Here is a 19,178-nt window from a genome sequence, read left to right as displayed (position 1 = left end):
GCGCAACCACGGCTTGCGCCCCGCACAATACAAAGCAGTTGCCCGCGGGCCAGTCAAACAGTTCGTATGCATCGCCAGACCACGGATCTAGCCTAAGACGCCCATCGACGGCATCGAATGTCTCTTGGTCCTCTAGCCTAAGCGAGAGCACGCCCGGGCCTCCGTCACCGGACGAGTAGTCGGCTTGAAGCAGAACGCGACCCGACCGAACCAAAACTTCGCCATGTGTTTTGAGCTGCACCATAGTCTCCTCAGAAGCCGAGAACGGTCAGCGACGCGCCTCCGGTGCCCGGCATTGTACTCATCCCGCCGAAAGCGCGCAGGATCTGCTGGTCGGCTGTTATGAATACACGAGCTCCAAGGCCCGTAGCTTCCGCGAGATTCAGTGCGTCGGCAGACGCACTCGCAGCGCCGCGTCCGCCGAGCCCGCGAAGTACGCTCGCGATTCTCGTCGCAGCCACAGATGCACCGACCGGACTATCCGCGGCCACGGTTATCCCGGCTCGAGAGAGGTCGACAGCTGATACGCCGCGGCGAGCCAACTCGGTAGCGACGTTTGGAGAGACGATGAGACTGTCCCCAGCTCCAACGACGCCCGACTCTCGCAGCGTTCCAAGCTTCCTGAACGCGTTCGCGTCAAGCGCAACCAGCCGCCGCCCTGCGCCCCCTGCGGCCAAGGCTTCCGCCTTCACGGCGGCCCTCCGCGCAGCTAGCTTTACGAGCGCCTTGCCTCCAGCCTTCACCAGGGACGCGGCTGTGCCGCCGATGCCCACCGCATCGATCGGGTCGATCATCGATGTTTCTAGCGGCAGGTCTTCTCTCGCGACCTGTGCTTGGTGGAATGCAAGCCGCTCCGCGGGGCCTCCGTCCACGCAGACTCCAGAGGTGCACATCGCCTTATCCGGATCGATGCTCTGTTCCGGGCTGTCCAGAGGCCCCACGTACGACTGACACCCGCCATCGACGCACTCCTCGGCCAGCCCGGTGGGGTCGACGAACCTCAGCGGGTTGTTCCGCGTGTATGTGTACAGCCCCAGGTGAACCGGGTCATACACCCCGCCGTTCGGCGCCCCCCACATGTACTGGCCCAGGATCGGATCCGGGCTGAGCCACATCCCGAGCCGCGGCTCATAGCTGCGCGCCCCGTAGTAGTAGAGCCCCGTCGACAGATCGAGCTCCTTGCCGTTGAACAGGTACGGCTGCCGGTTCTGGAACCGCGAGTCGGTCTGGTCGGTCCACAGCTCCCCGCTCGGCAGGTACTCGACGTGCTGGCTCAGCTGCTGGTCCTGATCGGTGACGTACTGCGTGCTGCCGAGGTGGTCGGGGTGGTAGTACAACACCGGCGGCTCCTGGAACCAGTCGGCGTCGATCTTGCTCGCGATCCGCGTCTCGCCCGCGAAGATGTGCTTGGTCGCCGTCACCCCGTTGCGCACCACGAGGTGCTGGTCGACGTACGCCGTCTCCTCCTCGCCGGCCACCCGGTGCAGGTGCACCCGCCGCTCCCCGGCGCCGTCGTACAACGCCCGCGACAGCTCCTGCCCGTTCTCGCGCACCGACACCAGCCGGTTGTCCTCGTCCCAGCTCAAGGCCCGCTGCGGGCTGCCGCGGTACTTCCACTCCTTGTGGTTGCCGTTCGCGTCGAAGAACAGCTCCCGCAGCCGCGGCTGCGACTCCGCCGGCACGAACTCGTCCACCTGATTCGCCGCGTGCGGCCTCGACCCCGTGTAGCGGTACTCGTTGCGGTACGTCCTCTCCCGGATCGGCTGGTCGAACCGCCACTGCCCCGGGCCATTCGGCACGTACCGCGCGACCTCCTGCCCCTTCCTCTTCACGTTCCCGAGGACGTCGTACGCGATGTCCAGCGTGTATCGCTGCTGCTCGTGTCCCCGCTCCTGGTAGGTCCCCGACGCCGTGGTCAGCTGGTTCAGGTCGTCGTACGCGAACCGCTGCTGCGTCGTCGCGACCATCACGGCCCCGCCCAGCGACTCGTCGAGCGGCACCGCGTTGTCGAGCGCGAGCACGTTGCCTACCAGGTCATAATCGTAGCGCAGCCGCTGGAACGCCCTCGGCGGCCGCCCCATCTGCTGCATCTGCGGCGTCCGGTGATCCGCATCCACCTCCGACAGCCGCCGCGTCGATTCGTTGTAACGGTACTTCGTCTCGATCCCGTTGCCCGCCACCACGCGCACCCGCTGGCCGAACGCGTCGTACCCGATGTGCCTCAGGTACTCCGTCGTCATCGGCTCGTCCGGGTGCTGCGGATTGACCTTCTGGTTCTCCCCGATCGCCGACACCAAGAGGCCGCCGCGATCGTATCCGTAGCGCACGATCTCCTCACCGGAGCCGGGGAAGTGGATCTCCTGCATCCGTCCCAGCGAGTCGAACACGTAGCTCAGCGTCGCCTGATACGGCCCCCGGTGCGGCTCGCGCAGCCGCGGGAACTCCGCCACGAGCTCGGCCACGTTCCCGAATCGATCGTAGCGATAGCTCCGCGTCCCCGCCGCGCTCGTCTCCTGCGTCAGCCGCCCCGCGCGGTTGCCCTTCGCGTCGCCGGCCTCATCGGCGGCGCCGTACGTGTACACCACGTCCTGCGTCACCGGATAATCGATCTTCGACAGCCGGTTGTAGCTGTACTCGTACCGGATGAGCTGACCGCGCAGCCCGAGCTCCGCCGTCTGCTTCGCGCGGAGGTTCCCGGCCAGGTCATACCGCCACTCCGTGCGCCCCGCGTCGGGGCTCACCAGCTCCACCATGCGCCCGACCGAGTCGTACGTCGCCGTGGTCGCGTTGTTGCGCGCGTCCGTCACCCGCACCAGCTCGCCCAGCGGGTTGTGCTCGTACCGCGTCACGATCTGCCGCGGAGCTCCGTCGACCGTGTTCCACTCCTCCACCGCCGCGATCCGCCCGCCCACGTCCCGGTAGCTGCTGCGCGACTTGCCGTTCGCGTCGATCACCGTCTCCTGGAAGAGCAGCCGCCCGTCGAACTGCACCACGTCGTATTCGATCAGCGTCCGCGCATGGCCGTCCGTCGTCTCGGCCTTCGGGTCGGGCGCCTCGACCCGCCGCGTCCGCGACAGCACGTCGTAGTGAAAGTGCGTGGGCCTCAGGACCCCCACGGCCACGAACGTCGTGTCCGGCTCCACGCTGAACACCGGCTGCCCCTGCTCTTTCATCCGGCCCAGCGCGTCGAACGCCACCGCGCCGCTCACCGTCATCCCGATCTCGGTGCCCGTGCCCGTGTCGCGCTCCAGGTCCTTCTTGGTCTGGATCACCCGCCCGAGCCCATCGGCGAACGTCACCGTCACGATCGGATCGCCCGGGTGCTCCGCGTCCTTGTGGCTCGTCCTTGCCCAGGCCGGCGGCGCCGTCGACTGATCGGGCTGGAGCGCGTACTCGAACCCGACCGCTGGCTCGCCCTCTCCGTCGAGGTCCTCCTCGCTCCAGATCTTGCTCGGCGTGCACGCGACCGGGAGCGCCTGCGCCTCGCTGAGGTCGTTCGGCCCCCAGACCCCGATCAGCCGGCCGAAGTCGTCGTACCGATGGACCATCGTGTGCCCGTTGACGTCGGTCTCTTGCGCGACCGTGCCGAACGCGTAGTTGGGCACGCTGTTCGACTGGTACCCGAAGCTGTCGGCCACGCACGTGCGGTAGCTCTGCGTCAGCGCATCGTAGCCGTAGGTCAGCTTGTAGCTGGCCGGATCGGTGAAGGTTTCGAGATTGCCCAGCTCATCGTAGGCGAAGCTCCACGTCGCCTGGTCGCCCGCGTACGGCGAGCCGTCCGGCCGCTTGCCCCCGCGGATCACGTTCGTGAGCGTCGCGAGCGAACCCGTCCCCGGCTCATACGTCGCCATGCGCTCGCGCAGCACGTGGTTTTCGGCGTCGGTCGTCCGCACCAGCCTCGGCTTCACGAAATACGGCGCGTCGTCCTGCTCGTAGTCGATGTGGTGGTGCACGTCGTCGGCCGCGGTCCCCTCCTCGCCGTAGGAGAACACGTCGGTGAGGTTGCCGCCCTCGTCATAGAACCGCGTCTCCCACGTGTGCTTGTGAACCGCCGCCGGGTCGTCCGTGGTCCCCTCGTAGAACGCGCTCCTCCGCTCTGTCTCCCTCGGGAAGAACCACCCGTTTGCCGCGACCTGCTCCAGATCGGGCGCCAGGTGCTCGACCTCCTCGACCGTGTAGAGCATCCCCTCGCCGTCGCGCAGCGTCGAGCGCGCCGCGAGCCCGCGCCGGTAGACGTCCTCGTTCCGGTAATCGACCTCCTCGACCGACATCGCGGAGACCCCATCCTCATCCTGGCCCAGCGTCGTCGTCGTGACACGCCGGTACCCGAGGTCCAGCCGCTCATCGCGGTGGTACACCCCGTCCCCGTACGTGCCGATCTGCGTCCAGTACGTGTGCACCCCGTGCGCGCCGCTCACGCCCTCCACGCCGTCGCGCACGATCACGTCGCTCAGCACCCACTGGCTCGACGGCATGTCGACCACCGCCGTCCTATCGTCGATCGCCGTGCGCGCGTCATCCGCGGGCAGCCCGCTCTCGTCCACCGGCCCGTTCGGCAGGACCTCCCTCGGCACCACCAGGTTGCCCTCGCGCCGGTAGTCGAGCTCCACGCTCCCGCCCAGCGGCCGGTGCACGCGCCAGAGCAGGTTCGCCTTGCCGATGGCATTTTTGCGCGCCCGCACCGCGCTGTCGCCGTCCCGCTTCAGCACGTGGTCGGCCAGCCCGTCGCCGTCGATGTCCTCGAACCCGAGCTGCGCCCCCCCGCTGCCCTCGGAGTAGTACACCGACCCGCCGACGCAGACGAAGTAACAGACCTGGAGCGACACGCTGCCGTCGAGGCTCTCCGAGCGCCGGAAGCCCACCGCATCGCCGCTGCCCATGAACGTGTACTCCTGTGGGTCGAGGTTCACGCCCCAGGCGCCGGCCGGCCACTCTTCCTCCGCGGCGAACCGGTCGCCGAGGTTCAGCTGCACCCGGAACGACGTCTCCTCCGGATCCTTCATCACCTTGTCGGGCAGCCCGTCGCCGTTCATGTCGACGAAGTCCACGATCGTGCGCGCCGTCGTGCGCGTGTAGCCGATCCCGGCGCCCACGCTCGCGCTCACCCCGCCGCTGGAGCCGCCCGCGCTCGCCCCGAACCCGACGCTCTGCGCGCCCGTGTCCTCCAGCCGCACCGCCTCCACGCCCGCCGCGTCCGAGAAGAAGCCCAGCACCTCGCCGAGCGCGTTGTTCAGCTCGCCGGCGTCGAAGCTGGCCTTGGTGAACCCGTCCCGCTGCCACGGCACCGGCGCGGTGAACCGGTAGCCGAGGTTCAGGGCCGCCGTCATCTGCCCGCTCACGGGGTTCTGCATCACCTGGTCGACCAGCCCGTCGCCGTTGATATCGAGCAGCTCCACGTGCGCCGCCGACAGTCCGTAGCTCGTCCCGGCGCTGAAGCTCGTGCGCAGGTATCCTTGCGAGCGCCCCCGGCTGTCGGTCTTGTTGAGCGTCTGCTCCTCCTCGTCTCCCGCGCTGAACGTGAGCGACGCGAGGTCGCCCGTCAGCCGCACCGTCCGGTGCTCCACCCGCCGCAGCGCCTCCGGCAGCGAGAACGACGCGCTCGGCCCGAACCCCTTGCCCGTATTGAGCACCGCGCCCTCGCGCGTCACGCGGTCCGGGTAGCGGTCGCCGTTCAGATCGATCAGCTCCAGGTCCGTCGTCGTGCTGCCGAAGCTATAGCCTCCTCCCACGGGGCCCGCGCCCGCCGTGAGCTCCGCATTCCACGTCTCCGCGTACCGCACGCTGCCCCGGTGGCGCTGCCCCGACAGCCGCCCCACCACCGACGGCAAGACCCGATCGCCGCCCACGAACGCCTCCGACGCCGCCGCGCCCCAGATCCGCGTGCCGTCCTCCTGCGAGAGCGGCACCGCGAGCGTGAAGCCGCGCTCGGGGTCGCGCGTCGGAAACAGGATGTCCGCCTCGGAGAACGCGCGGTCTCCGTTCATGAAGCCGATCGACCAGCCGTGGAATCCACCCGCCGTCGGGTCCTGCGGCGCCCCGTCGACGAGCGCCTCGGACGCCGGATCCGGCACGAGGACGGTGAACCACACCGGCGCCCCATCGATGCTCGCGCCGATGATCGCTCCGTTGCTGTCGGCTGCGTTCGTCTGGAAGAGCGTGACGTAGATCGGCTCGCCGGCCTGGACCTCCAGGTCCACCGCCATGGTCACCGCGCTTCCGGCGCTGCTCGCAGGCACGTACAGCTGCTTGTGGAGCAGCCGGTGCACGCCTTGCACCAGCAGCGTCAGCGACGTGTTCCCCGGTACGACCACCGTCCCCTCGAGCCGCACCGTGCCCGTCTCGGTCGCGATCCAGGGCGAGCGGCGCGCCCCCGGCCTCCACCGCTGCACCGGCATCGCCACGTACGGCTGCTGCTGGATCAGCGCCATCGGAAGCGGCGCGTCCTCGGCCGTGTCGCTGTCCAGCTTGCAGCCGGCGCGGCCGTTCGGCTGGATCGCGCACTGCACCGGCCCGCACCGCCGCTCGCCCGTCTGCCGATCGGCCCGGCAGTAGGTCCGGTAGTCGACCGTCGGCGTCCACGAGACGCGCGCCGGGTCGTCCGGCACGTCCGACTTCACCCGGAACCACAGCCGATCGCCCTCCTTCACCCGCACCAGGCCGTTCTCATCGCCGTGAATGCGTCCCGCGAGCGCCAGCACCCCTGCGTCCGCGCTCACCACCTCCTCATCCATCACGCTGTGGAACGTGCCCTCGCTCTCCCGCGCGATCGAGACCCGCAGCTGATCGCTCGTCGACTCTTTCACCAGATCGCCGGTGATGCTCACGAGGCCATCGGACGACGCGACCCACGGCACCTCGGGCCGCCCCCCGAGGCGATGGTCCTGCGCGTACTCGAATCGGTGGATGGGCCGGCCGTCCGGCCCCACCTGCCCGAGCAGCTCCTCGCTGACCTCGTAGGTGATCGTCGGGCTCCACGACAGAAGGTCGGACGCCGTGTTCACCACCCGCTCCGGGTCGATCTCGGGCGCCGCGCTCACCCGGAAATAGAGACGATCGCCCGCGAGCACGTGGACCGAGAGCGGCGCGCCCCCGCAATCGCCCGCGCCGATCGCGCACGGTCCGAGCTCGTCCGGACCGAACACGTGGCCGAACAGCGGCGGCAGCTCCCCGTTGCGCACCAGCTCCACGCGCAGCCCGTCGCCGCCCGCCTCCTGTTTTTGCAGCACGCCCCCGATGCGCACGTCCCCCTCGAACGGCGCGATCCACCGCAGCATCGGGTCGGCCGGAAAGAAGTCGGCGCGCGACGCCAGCGCGAAGTCCGGGCGGCCCGACGGCGCGCTGCCGTCGACGGCCCCCCAGTCCTTCGCGCCCAGGAACCCGCCGCGCCGATCGTTGAGCGCGACCTGGAGCTGCCCGAGGTCCCCGACCGACACGAGATCGGGGAACCCGTCGCCGTTGAGATCCGAGACGACCCGCTCGTCTTCCGCCCGGCTGCGCGTGTACGCCGCCGACGCGCTGAGCGCATCGCCCACGTTGATGCCCGCGTGAACGCTCCATCCCGAGGTGTCCGTCAGCCCGAGATCCTCCGGGTAGAGCCCGCTGAGGTGGAACGGATCGAAGTGGTTGTTGTCGGGAAGGCGCAGCAGGTTGCGCAGCGCGTCCCCGCCGTCGCCGGCGAAGTCGGGCAATCCGTCGCCGTTCAGGTCGAGCAGGCTGGCGCGCGTCGTCTGGTCGCCGCTGTACCCGCCGCCGCCCACGCTGACGATGCCGAGGAGCCCCACGGACACGCTGCCGCCGAAGGCCGAGTCCTCCGTGCGCGACAGGCCTTGCTGAGACCACGCCTGTCCCCACGTCACGGCGTCGGCCGCGAACGCCCCGGGCTGCCCCGACGCGGTGCGCGGCGCGGTGAAGTACTCGAACGTGTGCCGATAGAGCTCCTCGCTCGTGAGCGCCCCCTCGTCGTCGCGACTCCCCTTGCCAGAGACCGCGATCGCCTGGAGCAAGCTCTTGCCGAAGTCCCCTTCGGTGTACTCCAGCGCGTAGCTGCGGATGATCGTCTCGCCGAGCCGCACATCCACGCGCCGGAGCCGCTCGCTGGTCTGCTCCAAGAAGCCCGGCCTGCCGTTCAGCGTCACGTCCTTCCGGCCGCCCTCCGAGAGGAAGTCGACGGCATACGCCGCCTCGACGCCCTGCGAGGTGTTGGCCGTGTACTCGATGCGCTCGGGGTGCACCTCGATGTGCGGCGCCGGTCCCGCGGGCTCGACCCGATGCGCATAATGGAAGAACATCTGGTTGCCGAACGGGTCGCGGACCTCCTCCAGGTACCAGCGGAACACGTTGCTCGGCCGGTCCGGATCCGGCTCGGCGAGCCGCGCGTTTTCGCTGCGGCGGTACACATACGTCGTCCCGTCCTTGTCCGTGACCTCCCAGTGATAGCTGTCCGGTCCGGTCCCGTGGCGCCGGATCCGCGCAAAGCGCCCCTCCACCCGCTGCCGGTAGACCTGCGGCTCGACCGACACGTCGCCAGTCCGCACGAGCTCGCTTCCGTCGAGCGCATACCGCTCCTCGCCCGTCGCGTACGTCGGCACGCCGAAGCGCGTGTCGATCTCCACCCGCGACAGCCGCAGATCCCAGCCCACGCCGAGCCAGCCGTTGCGGTGCTCGCTGTCGTAGCCGATGGCGAGCGACGGCTGGATTCCGTTGCGCCCCGGCGGGACCACGATCGGATGGCTCAGCTGCGCCGCGCCGCTCGAAGTCGCCTCCGGCGGCGCGATCAGCGCCACGCCGGCGAGCGGGCTGCCGAGCGCGAGCCCCTTGATGCTGCTCGGATCGAACGAGCGCGCCCCGGGCGCGTCGGGCATCGCCAGCGTCGCGTTGATGAAATCGGTGAAGTGATCGGTCAGGCTCGCCAGCTTGCCCTTCGCGGCCTCACCATCCCGCTCGACGCGCTGCCAGGTGCCGAGCGCCTCGTCGAAATAGAAGCCCATCACGTGCTGCGCCGTCATCCCCGGAGGAATCGCGTGCTCGTCAATCGGCAGCGTCAGCCGCACCGGCTTCTTGAACCTGAGGCCGTGCGGCCCGAAGCGGTAGGCCTTTCCGCCGGGCGTGACGTTGACCATCGCACGCCCCATCGGCCGCACCTCGCCCGCTGGCAGCGGCCGGATCGTGATCCGCACCGGCTCGTCCACCGCGCCCTGCGGGATCTCCAGGACAGCCCCCTCGAACGCCACCACCCGGGCCTGGTCGGGGAGCACCATTTCTCCATGGGGCGCCCCCACGTCCTCGACCAGCGGCGCGTCGAGACGAGGCCCCAAGAGCAGCCCCCCCTGTGCCGTCGCTCGGCAGCCGCAATGGAATCGCCGAGAGCGCCACCCCGCCGCCCGGAGGCGATAAGGGCAAAAGCCGCGGCTCCGGCGGCCCGGCCAGCGCGAGGCCCTCGTGCCCCCGCCCGAGCAAGAGCACCACGGCACAAAATACCACGAGACGATATGACCAGCCCGCGTGTCGCATTCGAGATCCCCCGACGCAAGATCCGTTGGTTGGCGCACAGGGGTCCACGACAGAATGCACCGTGTCAATCTGCTCTTCGCGAAAGCAACAAATGGGCGCCGACGTCGTCTCCGAGCCCCAGCCGCCTCTTCATGAAAGCTACACACATGCCTTCCGCGATCAGCCCAAGATCGCGGCCAGGTTCGTATCGCGCTACCGGACCAGCCTGCGGCGGCGCTCCCGCGAAAAGGCCAAGCCCATCGAGCCCGTCACCGCCCCGGCGTCGAGCCCGGAGCTGACCCCGGAAGCGTAACGTCGCCCGCGGAACGCGATCCTTTCGCTCCCGCGCCCGATCCTCTCCCTCCCCCACCCGATCCTCCCGCTCCCGCGCCCGATCCTCTCCCTCCCCCACCCGATCCTCGAATCGAGCGTGCTAGAAGGCCGCGTGCACTTCACCATCTGTCACGAGCTCGACGCCCCCCTCGACGCCGTCGAGCTCGCCGTGCTGTCGCCGGAGCTCGGGCCGCGGCTGGCCACCAAGGTCGCCTCCCTCGAGAGCGTCGTGTCCGTCGAGCACGCGCTCCGCGACGGCGAGCTCCTCCGCATCCTCCGCTTCCAGGCGAGCGCGCCGCTGCCGATCTTCAAGGACTACCCCGTCGCCAAGGACGCCATGTCCTGGGAGGAGCGCTCGACCTACCGGCTCTCCGATCACGCCTCCACGTGGCAGGTCAGCCCGAAGGAGCAGTGGCGCAGCTACTTCCGCTCCGCAGGCACCTACCGGCTCGAGCGCCTGCCCCAGGGACGCACCCGCCGCCGCGTCGACGGCGACATCGAGATCCGGCTGCGCTTGCTCGGCCCCCTCGTCGAACGCCTCGCCCTCGCCGAGGTCCAGCGGACGTACGACGCCGAAGCGGATACGCTCCGGGAGCTCGTCACCGCATGAACGACCTACCCCGCACCCAGACCCCCGCCCGCCGCGCCCGCTTCGCCCGCCCCGCCGCCGCGCTCCTCGGCCTGTGCGCGCTCGCCGGCCACGCCGTCGCGCACGCCGCGCCGACCGACAGCCCCGCGCAGCCGATCCCGGATCCGGGCAAGCCCGTCGCCAGCAGCGACGACACCTCGGCCATCGCGGTGAACCCCGCGAACCTCTCCTTCCTGCCTGGCACGGAGCTCCGGTGGACCTGGGTCTCCACCGGCTCGGCCTCGCCGCTGCCCGCGCGCGGCCACGCGTTCGCGCTCGGCGTGCCGCTCTGGTTCGTGTCGACCGGCCTGCGCTTCGACTTCATCGACCCGCCCGGGGCCGCGCCGGCGCCGTTCGACAGCCCCTCGCGGTGGGTCCGCTGGGGGCTCGCGCTCGACACCGGCCCGGGCTTCGCGTTCGGCACGACGCTCGGCTGGGGCAGCTCCGACGCGCCGGCGCTCGACGGCTACTTCTCCCTCACGAGCGGCATCACCCTCCGGCCCTTCACCTGGCTCTCCCTCTCGGCCGTCGCGCGCGACTGGAACCGCCCCGAGAACCGCCTCGGCGAGGCCCTCGAGCGCAGCTACGATTTCGGCGTCGCGGTGCGGCCCGTCTCCGGCAGGCGCGCGCTCGAGATCGGGCTCGAGACCGCCTACGCCGAGAACAGCGACCCCGACCGGAGCGGCACCTTCACGCCGCGCGCGACGCTCGGCCTGCGCGTGCCCTACGTGGGCACCCTCCGGGGCGACGTGACGCTGCGCGACCTCGCCAGAGAGGACGGCCCCGAGATCGCCGCCATGGCGGGCCTCGACGTCAACGTCGGCGGGCTCCAGATCTCCGGCGGCGGCGTCTTCGGGGACGCCGTCACCAAGAGCGGCACCGGCTTCTACACCAGCGTCGCGCTCCGCAGCTTCTCCGAGCCGGGCGTCCGGCGGCTGCCCCGCGTCGTCCGCGTCCGCCTCGACTCGACCCCGGGCGTCCGCAGGCACACGCGGCTCCTGCAGCAGCTCTGGCGCCTCGCCGAGGCCCCGGAGGTCTCCGGGGTCGCGCTCGTGCTCCGCGCCGAGCCGGCCAGCTCGCTCGCCCACGCCGAGGAGGTCGCCGACGCGATCCGCAACCTCCGGAGCCACGGCAAGAAGGTCCTCTGCCACCTCGAGGACGCCGGCGGCCGCTCGCTCCACGTGTGCTCGCACGCCGACGCCATCGCCATGAACCCCGCGGGCGGGCTGCGCTTCTCCGGCATCTCGTCGAGCTACTTCTACTTCGGCGGGCTCCTCAAGAAGCTCGGCGTGCAGGCCGATCTCGTCCGCATCGGCCCGCACAAGCTCGCCGCCGAGCAGTTCGCGCGCGAGGGCAGCACCCAGGTCGGCAAGGACGACCACCAGGCGCTGCTCGATCAGCTGAGCGGCGCCTTCCTCGACGCGGTGAGCGCCGGGCGCCGCATCCCCGTCGAGGAGCTCAAGCGGCGGCTCGCGCGCGGCCCGTTCCTCGCGCAGGAGGCGCGGCAGAGCGGCCTCGTCGACGTGCTCGCCTACGACGACGAGCTCGGCCGCGTCATCGACGAGGTGATGGGGCGCGCCTCCCGCGTCGTCGACGACGACGCGGGCGACGAGGCGCCGGAGCGCTGGGGCTACTCGCCCAAGATCGCCCTCGTCTACCTCGACGGCGACATGATCGACGGCGAGAGCCGGTCGATCCCGCTCCTCGGCGTCAAGCTCGCGGGCTCGTACACGGTCGCCGGCGCGCTGCGCCGCGCGCGCGAGGACGGCAACGTCCGCGCCGTCGTGCTCCGCGTGGAGACCGGCGGCGGCTCGACGCTCGCGTCGGACGTCATCCTCCGCGAGGCGATCCTCACCGCGCGCGTGAAGCCGCTCATCGTCTCGATGGGCTCGCAGGCCGCGAGCGGCGGCTACTACGCCTCCGTCGCCGGCGGCCAGATCTTCGCGAACCGCTCCACCGTCACCGGATCCATCGGCATCTTCTACGGGAAGGTCGACGTCACCGGGCTGCTCCAGAAGCTCGGCGTCGGCATCGAGACGTTCCGCTCGTCGCCGCGCGCCGACGCCGAGTCGATCTACCGGCCGTTCACCGACGACGAGCGCGAGCAGCTCGGCGTCAAGGTCAAGCAGCTCTACGACCGGTTCGTCGCCCGCGTCGCCGAGGGGCGGCGCATGCGGCCCGACGAGATCGACGCCATCGCGCGCGGGCGCGTGTGGACCGGCGCCCAGGCCCTGGAGCGCCGGCTCGTCGATCGCGTCGGCGGGCTGCGCGAGGCGCTCGCCGAGGCGCGCCGCCTCGGCCAGCTGCCCGACGACGCGCCCGTCCTGTCGCTCCCCGAGGAGGACACGTCGCTCCTCGGCTACGCGCTCAGCCTGGTCGGCCTCTCGGCGCAAGCCCAGGGCGAGCTCGCGACGGCGACCATCCCGCCCGTCATGCTCGACGCCGCGCGCGCCCTCACGCCCTTCCTCGTGTTCGGCGCCGACAGGCCGCTCGCGCGCAGCGAGTTCGCCGGCGAGATCTCGTTCGGCGCCCCCGCCACGGCGCGCGAGGACGAGCCCGCGCCGCCGTCGCTCGAGGAGCGCTGAGCCCATGGGGGACGCCGAGGTCGCGGACCCGCCGCTCTTCGACGCCCGCGCCGCGCGCATCGCCGTCGACGACGTCGTCGCGATCGAGGCGCTCACCGTGGCGTCGCGCGGCGACCGCGTGCTCTGCGCCGGCGACACCGGCGCGCTCTTCGCGGCGCTCACGGGCATCCCGCTGTCGGCCGTCCGCTCCGCCTCGCCGGGCGCCGCGGCGGACGACGCGCTCGACGCGGCGCCCGGCGAGGCGCGCGTCGTCGCCGGCCGGCTCGCGGTCGCGGGCCGCGACGTCGCGCGCTCGGCGCACCGGGCCGCGAGCGGGGCGGCGCCGCTCGATCCGCCGCTGCCGCTCGCGTGGACCGTGGACGCCTACGTCGCCTGGGGCGCGCGGCTCGCCGGGGCCTCGCCGCGCGCGGCCGCCGAGATGGTGCCCTCCGCCCTGGCCCGGGTCGGCCTCGCGGCCGCCCAGAAGCGCGCGCTCCGGACGCTCGCGCTGCCCGAGCGCCGCGCGCTCGTCCTCGCCCAGGCGATCGCGACGGCGCCGCCCGTGCTGATCGCCGAGGATCCGCTCGTCGGCCTCGACGACGGCGCGGCCGGCTTCGTCCTCGCCGCGCTCGCGGGCGCCACCGAGGGCCGCGGCGCGCTGCTCACGGCGGCGCGCCTCGACGTCGAGGGCCCGCGGGGCGTCCTGGTCCGCGGCGCCACCGACGTGCTCGTGCTCGCCGGCGGCGAGCTCGCCTTCTCGGGCACGTTCGCGGAGGTCGCCGCCGGCGGGCGCCTCTACACGCTCACCGTCCGCAGCAACGCGGAGCTCCTCCGCGAGGAGCTCGCCGCCCGGGGCATCGCGCTGCGGGGAGGGCCGGCGCGCTTCTCGGCCGCGCTGCCCGAGGGCGCGACCCCCCGCGACGTCGTCCTGGCCGCCGCGCGCTGCCGCGCCGCGATCGTCGAGCTCACGCCCCTCTTCTGAGGGCCTTGGGTCGAGCGTCCATCAGAGCGCAGGGCAAGCAGCGGCTGTCGCGCTCGGCGCAGCAGCCGCTCCGCGGGCGGGGATCCCGGGGCGAGACCGCGCGGCAGCCGCTCCGGGGGCGACGATCCCGGGGCGAGACCGCGCGGCAGCCGCTCCGCGGGCGACGATCCCGGGGCGAGACCGCGCGGCAGCCGCTCCGCGAGCGACGATCCCGGGGCGAGACGGCGCTGGAGCCGTCAGAAAGGCGAGATCCGGCGGCGCCGGCGCCGCCGATCGCTTCGGATGGGGTGCGCCCGCGGCGACGCCCGAGGGGAACGGCTCGGAACGCGCCTCGCCGCGGGATCATCGCGTTTCTCGGCCGTGCCAGTGCGACTTCGCCGTGGCAGCGCGATGTGGGCGGCGTGGGCGCCCCTCTCGGGCTCGGCCGGCGTCAGCCTTCGAGCGGGGGAGCAGGCTCGGGCGAGGCGGGCTCCTCGACGGGCGGCGCGTCGTCCTCCTCGGCCGCGGTCCGCCCGGGCCTGCGACCGGACGGGCGCACCTTGGCGGCGAGATCCTCGAGGCCGGCGAACGTGAAGCTCGCGGCGAGCAGCGCGGCGCCCTGGCCGAAGCTCTTGTCGCTCTTGCGCATGGCATTCTGCTTCGCGCGCAGCGTCGCCTCCTTCTCGCGCTCCTCGGTCGCGACCTTCGCGAGCGCCTTCTTCAGCGCCGGCAGCTCGGCCGCGATCTCGTCGGCGAGCGCGGCGCGATCGAGCTTCATCGACGCGCGCCTCGGCTTCGGGAGCTTGATCTCCGCGTCCCGCAGGGCGCTCACGACCCGCTCGCCGGTCGTGACGAGCACGGAGGGGTCCTCGGGAACGGCCCCGTCCAGCAGCAGCTTGCGCAGGCCCGCCGGCCCGAACGCCGCATCGACGGCGGCGCGCCCGTCGACGAGCACCGAGCGAAGCCGGGCGGCCGCCTCGTCGCGCGCCTCGCGGGGCGCGGCGTCGTCGGCGAGCTCGCGCTCGTGCGCGTCATCGGCCGCCACGAGCGCGGCCGTGTCCGCGGCGAGCCGGCGCGCGACGAGGCGCACGAGCAACGACACGTCGGGCATCTTCTCGCCGGACCTCAGGCAGGGCGCGAGCTCGGCCGCAATCCCCTTCGCGATCTCGTCGGCGTGCGTCTCGGCCGACGCGGCCACGGTGCGGCTGGACTTGTCCCTGTCGGTCACCAATTTCGACGCCATCTACCCCTCCTTCTCGGGGAACGCGGCCGGAACGGCCGCAACATGGCCCGGCAGGCTCGTCGATGTGCGAGCGCATCGCAACATGCCGGCACGTTCTCGCCGCGGGCCGGCAGCGCGCCACCCAGCCACGCGACCGCATCGCGGCGATCGTGGCCGCGATCTTGCAATACGGCACGTGTCAGTTTCCAGCCCCGTTCGACCACCCAACGGCATTCACTCCTTATCCCGGATCCGTCGCGCTCGAGGGTCCGGGGCTTCGGGAATGAGCGTTTGATTCGCTGCAGCCTCGGCCATCCGCCAGAGGCGCCCGAGCTCCTCGCAGGCGCGGGTCAGGCGCTTGTACGCCGTCGAGACCGGGAGCGAGAGCTGCGTTGCGATCTCGTCCATCGGCACCCCAGCCAGGTAACGCGTGAGCACGTCGCGCAGCTCGGGGGGGATCTGCTGAATGAGGGCGCGCGCGTGCTGGCGTTGCGACACGTCCTCGACGAGCTCGAGGGCCGTGGGGGCCTCGTCGGGTATCTCGGGATCTGGCTCGGTGCCTGGCTGTTCCCGTGAGCGGCGCTGGGCCTTCTCGTGATAGTGCGACGCCGTGAAGACCGCGATTCGGTTCTGCCATCGATCGACCGGCGAGCGAGCGGCGTCGTACTTTCCCCATGTCCTGAGCATCTGCTCCAAGACATCCTGCGCCACGTCGTGCACGTCTGATGACGGAACACCGAGGCGGACAAGCCATCGAATCAGGCGCCCGCGGGCGCGATCAGAAAGAAGGACGTCGATCCCCGGATAGCGATTGTCCCCCTTCGCCATGCTCAAACAGTGTCACAAATGAGACACCATGTAAAGGGCGATGAGAGCACCTCGAGCAGGAGCGCCGTCGCGACGCACGCCGAGAGCGCCGACCGGCCACCCCTGGCCAGGCGTTCACCAAAGTCGACCGCGAGCCGCCGCGCCCAGGCCCCGCGCGTCACCGCGTCCACCACCGCCCTGGCGGTGCAGCTCGGGGAGCAGGCGGACCCGACCTTGCAACGTCTCTCGAATTCCCGTTTGGGGCTCCTCATGATGTCGCAAATGTGACATCATGCCCCGACGCGGTCCAGCCCGCTGGCTACTTCCCCGACCATCCCACCGGGGGACGACGCCGACGCGTGGCGCGTTCAAGGCTGGCTGGGCCGCGCTTTGTCCGGAGGTGCCTATGACATGGGCTCAGGTACATGAGATGTTACGCATCAACGCCGGTGTGCTCGCGCTCGGTTTGCTCGTCTCGGTTCTCGTCATCGCCGGTCTCGTCGGTGAGCTCGCCCTCGCGAACCGAAAGCTCGGCAGAGCCAGAGGCGAGCGGGACGCCGCAGTCGAGCGAGAGCGCGCGGCGAAAGAAGCTGTCGGGGCGATTCAAAATTGGGACGTGGAGGAGATGCAACGCCTCCTTCGGCTGTTCGCGGCGACCGCCGATGCCATGATCGCCGAGATCGACGAGTTTCGCGGTCGATCCGTGCCGTCTCCGGCGGAAGCCTTCAGGCTGCTCTGCCGCGGGGACGACGATTGGCAGACCAGATTTGCCTATGCATCCGGCCTGTCCCCCGGTGCCGCCGCGGCCGTCATCTGCGGGCGTCGCGCCATCAACGAGAGGATGGCGCGGCACCTCGCGGACTTTACGGGGGTCTCTGTCGACGCGTGGCTCATGCTCTCCCGCATCCATGCCGCCTATCGCTTGCTCTCGGAGACGACCATGGTTCGCACGCGCGACGCCCTCGCGGCCGCGATCTCGCGTCGTCGTGACGCCTTCGCCGAGCTGGCCGAGCTCCCCGGCGCCCCCGCTCCCGCCGACAGCGCCGCGCCAGAGGCGCCCGCCCCGGTCGAGCCGCTGGTGCCGCCCCCCGTGCCGACGGTGCCCCCGGGCGAGCCGCCTCCGCTGCCGCCCACGGTCCCGGCGCCGCCGCCACAGCCGAAAGGACCGCCGCCGGGCCGCTACGTTCACGTCCCGGGGCCGAGCCCGAGCCAGCGCCCGTTGCGTCGTCCCGCCCCTGCTCCCGAGACGCAGGTGGTCGCTGCCCCCCTCGATCATCCAGCCCCGCCCGCGGGCGAGCGAAGCAGGCAGTGGAGGCCGGCCGATGATCGCCGGGTCGCCGCGCGCGCTGCCGCGCTGACCGAGCTCCCCGTGCTGAGCGAGCCCGGCGAGGAAGAGGAGCCCACCTCGCAATTCCGGCCGGATCGCACCCTGCCTGGTGTGGGCTTGTCATAAGTGTCGTAAATGCGACACTGCGCCTCCGCTCTTCCGCGCACGGGGCGCGCTCGCGTACCATGCGCCCGTGCCCCCGCTGCCCGACGAGCTCCTCCGTCACCGCGTCGAGCTGCTGGCGCGCTCGTCCGTGCTCCGGCGTGCGAGCCCCGACACGTTGACCCAGATCGCCGGCGCCGCCACGATCGCGCAGGCCGAGGGGCCTGATCCGCTCTATTCCGAGGGGAGCCCCGCGCTGCACGTGCTGCTGCTCGTCCGCGGGGCCGTTCGGCTCGATGCGACGATCCGCGGGCGCACCGTGCCGACCGGGTGGTACCGCGGCGGGGAGCTCATCGGAGAGGAAACCGCGTATGAGCCCACGTACCGCGCGACGGCGATCCCGCTCAGCCCGACGTCGATCGTCCAGCTACCGGCCGGCGCCCTGCGCGCGGCGCTCGCGTCCGATGCCGCGCTCGCGATCGCGTGGGGGCACCTGGAGCATGAGCGCTTGGTCGAGACGCAACTACGGCTGGGCGCGCTCGCCGCGAAAACGCATATTCGCCTCGCGGGCTTCCTGCTGGATTACGCGCGCCGGTTCGGCAGCAAGGAGCTCGAGACGAACAAGCTCTTGCTGGTGGATCGGCCGACCGCCTCGCAGATCGCCGCGTATCTCGGCGTCGTGAGGCAAACGGTGCAGAAGGACTATGACAAGCTGGAGGAGCTCGGCGGAATCCTGCGCGTGAGCGGCGGTCTGTACATCCATCCCGCGGTGCTCGAGCGCATCGCCGACCAGGAAGGCCCGCCATCGAGCAGGTGAATCGAGGCGTAGATCCGCTCCCGGTGGCGATTCGAGGTACGAGCGACGGTCGAGGTCGGGCCTTCCGCGCACCGGTCGCGCTCGTCTAGGATGCGCGCGTGCCTCGGCTCCCCGACATTACCCTGCATGACCGAGTCGAGCAGCTCGCGCGCTCGCTGGTCCTCGAGCGTGCGAGCCCCGACACGCTGATCCAGATCGCGAGCTCCAGCAGCACGGCGCAGGCCGAGGGGCCCGACCCGATCTATGCCGAGGGGAGCCCCGCGGCGCACGCGCTGCTCCTCGTCCGCGGCACCGTCCGGCTCGACGCCACGATCGCCGAGCGCACGGTGCCGGTCGGGTGGTACCGCCCCGGCGAGATCATCGGCGATGAAGCCGTCTATGAGGTCAGGTACCGCACGACGGCGATCCCGCTCGGTTCGGTCATGTTCGTGGAGCTGCCGGCCCGTGCCCTGCGCGCCGCCCTCGCCGCGGACGCCGAGCTCAACTTCGCGTGGGGGAATGAACAGTACCGGCGCGTGGTCGAGACCCAGCTACGGCTCGGCTCGCTCGGGGCGACGACGCACGTACGGCTCGCCGCGTTCTTGCTCAACCACGCTCGCCGGTTCGGCGCCGAGCGGGCCGGCACGAACCACATCGCCCTCGACGAAAAGCCGACCGCCTCTCAGATCGCCGCGTACCTCGGCGTCGTCCGGCAGACGGTCCAGCGGGACCTCGACAAGCTCGAGGCGCTCCGCGCGATCGAGCGCGTGAGCGGCGGCGGCCTGCACCTCTTCCCGGATGTCCTCGCGCGCATCGCCGGCGACGAGGGGCCGCCGTCGAGCAGGTAGCGCCGGAACCCTTCGTTCCACGCGGGCGCCTGGTTGGATCGTAGGGAGTTGATGAAGGATGGCTCTCCCGTAGGACCAGCGCGCCACGCCGCCTTCTTTGC

Annotated in this window: 10 protein-coding genes; 7 read left to right on the top strand and 3 right to left on the bottom strand. The window is 71.3% G+C overall.

Going from position 1 to position 19,178, the window contains the following annotated elements:
• Positions 1-251: 251 nt before the first annotated feature.
• The gene (locus NQZ70_RS48980) at positions 252-9,314 is read right to left on the bottom strand and encodes a SpvB/TcaC N-terminal domain-containing protein (protein ID WP_237244744.1); all 9,063 of its coding nucleotides are present in this window, start codon (positions 9,312-9,314) and stop codon (positions 252-254) included.
• Positions 9,315-9,601: 287 nt separating this feature from the next.
• Here NQZ70_RS48980 and NQZ70_RS48975 point away from each other — a divergent pair, with 287 nt between their 5' ends.
• From NQZ70_RS48975 to NQZ70_RS48960, 4 genes are all read left to right on the top strand, one after another.
• Positions 9,602-9,802: a hypothetical protein gene (locus NQZ70_RS48975; RefSeq protein ID WP_129580365.1), complete on the top strand. Its 201-nt coding sequence runs from the start codon at positions 9,602-9,604 to the stop codon at positions 9,800-9,802.
• Positions 9,803-9,934: 132 nt separating this feature from the next.
• Positions 9,935-10,432, top strand: a complete 498-nt coding sequence (locus NQZ70_RS48970; protein WP_129580364.1) for a DUF2505 domain-containing protein — start codon at positions 9,935-9,937, stop codon at positions 10,430-10,432.
• Complete coding sequence (gene sppA / locus NQZ70_RS48965; protein ID WP_129580363.1) at positions 10,429-13,035, top strand: signal peptide peptidase SppA; 2,607 nt, start codon at positions 10,429-10,431, stop codon at positions 13,033-13,035. The genes NQZ70_RS48970 and sppA overlap by 4 nt, the downstream gene beginning before the upstream one ends.
• Positions 13,036-13,039: 4 nt before the next feature.
• Positions 13,040-13,996, top strand: coding sequence for an ABC transporter ATP-binding protein (locus NQZ70_RS48960; protein WP_129580362.1), 957 nt, complete (start codon positions 13,040-13,042; stop codon positions 13,994-13,996).
• A gap of 430 nt (positions 13,997-14,426) precedes the next feature.
• On the opposite strand, the gene NQZ70_RS48955 is transcribed toward NQZ70_RS48960, so the two are convergent.
• Both NQZ70_RS48955 and NQZ70_RS48950 read right to left on the bottom strand, forming a co-directional pair.
• Positions 14,427-15,218 carry a hypothetical protein gene (locus tag NQZ70_RS48955; RefSeq protein ID WP_129580361.1) on the bottom strand — a complete coding sequence of 264 codons (792 nt, stop codon included), beginning with the start codon at positions 15,216-15,218 and terminating at the stop codon, positions 14,427-14,429.
• Between the two features lie 213 nt (positions 15,219-15,431).
• A complete protein-coding gene (locus NQZ70_RS48950) occupies positions 15,432-16,025 on the bottom strand; it encodes an RNA polymerase sigma factor (protein ID WP_129580360.1) in 594 nt (197 codons plus the stop codon).
• Between the two features lie 385 nt (positions 16,026-16,410).
• Between NQZ70_RS48950 and NQZ70_RS48945 the strand changes: the two genes are divergently transcribed.
• The 3 genes from NQZ70_RS48945 (at position 16,411) to NQZ70_RS48935 (ending at position 19,077) form a co-directional block, all read left to right on the top strand.
• On the top strand, positions 16,411-17,457 hold the full coding sequence (locus NQZ70_RS48945; protein WP_129580359.1) for a hypothetical protein: 1,047 nt from the start codon (positions 16,411-16,413) through the stop codon (positions 17,455-17,457).
• Positions 17,441-18,250 carry a Crp/Fnr family transcriptional regulator gene (locus NQZ70_RS48940; protein ID WP_324293040.1) on the top strand — a complete coding sequence of 270 codons (810 nt, stop codon included), beginning with the start codon at positions 17,441-17,443 and terminating at the stop codon, positions 18,248-18,250. Before NQZ70_RS48945 ends, NQZ70_RS48940 begins: the two co-directional genes overlap by 17 nt.
• A 98-nt stretch (positions 18,251-18,348) precedes the next feature.
• Positions 18,349-19,077: a Crp/Fnr family transcriptional regulator gene (locus NQZ70_RS48935; RefSeq protein ID WP_129580357.1), complete on the top strand. Its 729-nt coding sequence runs from the start codon at positions 18,349-18,351 to the stop codon at positions 19,075-19,077.
• Positions 19,078-19,178 lie beyond the last annotated feature (101 nt).

Source organism: Sorangium sp. So ce836 (assembly GCF_028553905.1).
In the GTDB taxonomy this organism is placed as follows: domain Bacteria; phylum Myxococcota_A; class Polyangia; order Polyangiales; family Polyangiaceae; genus Sorangium; species Sorangium cellulosum_D.
Note: the sequence above shows the minus strand (reverse complement) of the source record. Positions and strands in the feature narration are given on the sequence as shown.

Coding starts and splice junctions, on each gene's coding strand:
- sppA (WP_129580363.1), top strand. CDS start 10,429: ATGAACGACCTACCCCGCACCCAGACCCCCGCCCGCCGCGCCCGCTTC.
- NQZ70_RS48950 (WP_129580360.1), bottom strand. CDS start 16,025: ATGGCGAAGGGGGACAATCGCTATCCGGGGATCGACGTCCTTCTTTCT.
- NQZ70_RS48960 (WP_129580362.1), top strand. CDS start 13,040: ATGGGGGACGCCGAGGTCGCGGACCCGCCGCTCTTCGACGCCCGCGCC.
- NQZ70_RS48955 (WP_129580361.1), bottom strand. CDS start 15,218: ATGGCGTCGAAATTGGTGACCGACAGGGACAAGTCCAGCCGCACCGTG.
- NQZ70_RS48975 (WP_129580365.1), top strand. CDS start 9,602: ATGGGCGCCGACGTCGTCTCCGAGCCCCAGCCGCCTCTTCATGAAAGC.
- NQZ70_RS48945 (WP_129580359.1), top strand. CDS start 16,411: ATGACATGGGCTCAGGTACATGAGATGTTACGCATCAACGCCGGTGTG.